Below are 2781 nucleotides of genomic sequence, written 5' to 3' on the forward strand. Positions count from 1 at the left end.
TGAATCCTGACCCTAAAAGTTAAGCGGACCCCCATTCGGGCAACAATAATCAACAAGTCAGGCGACTCTTTCGTTAAGTACGAGATGTTCAAACGCCTCAATACTGGCGGGTCCCTACTGTCCGCTCAAGAAATCCGAAACTGCTCCTCGCGTATGGTCGATGGTGGGGAGGAGTTCTATGAAGCCGTTCAAGAAATGGCAACATTCCCAACATTCTCGAATGCAATATCGCGTTTGCCTGATAGTTCCAAAGAGCAACGCGCGGACGAGGAGCTAGTGCTCCGCTACTTTGCTGTCACAACCTTCCGTGATGGTTATAAGGGTAACATTGAGGAGTGGCTCGACACGTTCATGGAAGGAGTTCTCTTCGGAGAAATTAAATTCGACATTGCTTCTAGCAAAGCACGCTTTGAAAGAGTGTTTTCACTCATCGAACAGAAACTTCAAAGCCAGGCCTTTACCCGTTTTAACGGACAGGGGCATGCTACGGGCCGTCTAGCGCCCGCATACTTTGAAGCCGTAGTTGCTGTATTTGATGAGGCCAGCGATGAACTTGAGGCAGTTTCCTCCGCGGAGACCCTTGAGCGACTGAAGAGCGCATTCGCTAGCGAAGCTTTCCAAGAAGCGACCGGGCCGGGGGCGAACACAATAACCAAGCTGCAGGCAAGAATTGATGCAGTTAAAGTACATCTTTTGGTCTAAGATGACTATTTTTGAGAGTCTTACAACCGACCTTGATTGGCGTGAAAGCGAACTGGGTTCTTTAAGGATATTGTTGAGCAGGAATGACATTTCTAAGAAACAAAAAGAGGTTTTACTTCGGGCTGCGTGGGCAATGCTTTACGCTCACTATGAGGGTTTCTCAAAATTTTGCTTGACGGTCTTCTATGACGAAGCATCGAAGAGGATGTCGGATTGTGAAGCGTTGCCGCCCCGCACGAAAGCGCTTGCACTAGATAAACAGTTAAAACGTTTAAAGTCTCTGCCTTCATTGGAAATGCTCTATGAAATGGAAGCAATCACTGATCAAGTCAAGGCGTTGAAGCCAGATTTCCCGGAGGTTGATACGAAATCAAATCTTTGGCCTAGTGTAATGAACGATCTCCTACTAGATGCGGATATTATAATTGACGCTTTAAGTCTGCACTCAGCAAAACTAAAAACACTAGTTGCTAGGCGTAATGGAATTGCGCACGGGCAGAAGAACTTTATAGATGAAGTGGACTATTATTTTACGTATGAAAATGCTGTGTACGACGTGCTTTATCACTTAGCTTACTCGGTCGATGATCGCCTGACGAAAGCGCCATACGGTGATTGAACGTCGGTGCCGGGTGTGTTTTTGCGCTTACAATAGATGATGTATTTCTGCGTGTCGTGTATTCCACTGAAGGATAAGACTCTTTGGGTCAAATATTGACTTTTGCTTCATTGCAAGATGGATGTACGAATTACCAACACTCAACTTGGGAGGCATGACCACTTTGGGCTATGCCCGATGTTCGTCGGATTCTCGCATTCCACCAACCGATGCCATGGCTCTAAGCCTTGCGCGGCGAGCTTCACTGACCAAGGGTTGTTATCATGTTGCGTGTATAGCGCAGATTCCCATGTATCTCGAACTCTCTTTAAAGGTTGCTATGAAAATGGGGTCAGAACCGGTAGCGCTGTCACCGTGAAACATGAACTCCTCCATTGGTGAACTGAGTATATGCTCATTTTCTTCCTTCTCATCTTTGCGATTGTTCCTACTGCTGTGTTCCTAACGACAGCACTAACAGCACCAGATTTGCTTGGTTACAATCAATCCCAAACCTTCACCTTCTACGGTAGCGTAGCTGGAACCTTCTTTAGCTACTATGGTCTGCTCATTACAGTTTTTACACTTACGGAAGTAAGAAGCCTCTCGAGAAGGTACTTTTTTAAAATGAGGTCACCAGATATTCGGAAGGATTTGGATAACATATCGAAAGAAATGTCAAACCTTCAGTCAGAGCCGGCGCAAGAGTTGAAAACGATGAGTTTCATGTCGCGGTTGCCTTCAGTAGTAAGACTTGCGAAAAGACTTGATAACTCGGATATCAAAAAGATATCGAGAGAAGTGCAGAAGGCATATAAGTCTCTAAAACATGAATCCGAAAGAGCCGATGCCGTTGAAAAATGCGGGCAGGTTAAGGACTATTGGAATGTTCAACAAAAGGTTCGGGAGCTCTCTGAAGAGATAAAAATACAAAATTCGGATATGATGGTGAAGTAATGGGATACTCCTTAAAGCAATGGCGACAAGCGACAACCAAGCTACTTGAGCTGACTTCGATTAATGAAATAACTTGGGAGATATCTACTATCTTCCAAGGTGATGCTTGGACTCTCGTTGATGAATGTTATGAAGCTGAGTATAAGGGCAAGACTTACACAATCTCAAAGACTAGAAGGAAGCATTACTTAGATGACGTCGAATGCGTTTGGGAGCTTGGGTATGACCTCTCTATTTATACTGGAAATAAATACGGTGGATATTCGGTAATAGCTAACTGCCCGAGCAGCATCGCCATAGACACGCTATTCGAAAGTGCAAAAGGGAATCTTGCAATTAATTCTGATGCGCTTGGGGATTTGCTGGATGATTAGTCTGGCCTGCATCGCGGTGATATTATTATTTCCAAAATGTATGAAATCTCCTGATAATATTATTTGAGACTGTAAGCTAGTACAGTCAATAAGTTGGCCAAGCGAACCACAAACATTGTGGAATTTTGCCTCCTAGGACGTGTTGACAAA

The 2781-nt window shown here is 44.6% G+C and carries 4 protein-coding genes; all 4 read left to right on the forward strand.

The features are described 5' to 3' along the window. Positions 1-84 precede the first annotated feature (84 nt). The 4 genes from UB90_RS21285 (at position 85) to UB90_RS21300 (ending at position 2631) form a co-directional block, all read left to right on the forward strand. A complete protein-coding gene (locus tag UB90_RS21285) occupies positions 85-702 on the forward strand; it encodes a hypothetical protein (RefSeq protein WP_131818827.1) in 618 nt (205 codons plus the stop codon). Position 703: 1 nt separating this feature from the next. After that, on the forward strand, positions 704-1321 hold the full coding sequence (locus UB90_RS21290; RefSeq protein ID WP_065327179.1) for an MAE_28990/MAE_18760 family HEPN-like nuclease: 618 nt from the start codon (positions 704-706) through the stop codon (positions 1319-1321). Between the two features lie 390 nt (positions 1322-1711). Next, positions 1712-2257, forward strand: coding sequence for a hypothetical protein (locus UB90_RS21295; protein ID WP_065327180.1), 546 nt, complete (start codon positions 1712-1714; stop codon positions 2255-2257). Next, positions 2257-2631: a hypothetical protein gene (locus tag UB90_RS21300; protein WP_065327181.1), complete on the forward strand. Its 375-nt coding sequence runs from the start codon at positions 2257-2259 to the stop codon at positions 2629-2631. The genes UB90_RS21295 and UB90_RS21300 overlap by 1 nt, the downstream gene beginning before the upstream one ends. Positions 2632-2781: the final 150 nt, after the last annotated feature.

Origin of the sequence: Tritonibacter mobilis (assembly GCF_001681715.1) — a bacterium.
In the GTDB taxonomy this organism is placed as follows: domain Bacteria; phylum Pseudomonadota; class Alphaproteobacteria; order Rhodobacterales; family Rhodobacteraceae; genus Epibacterium; species Epibacterium mobile.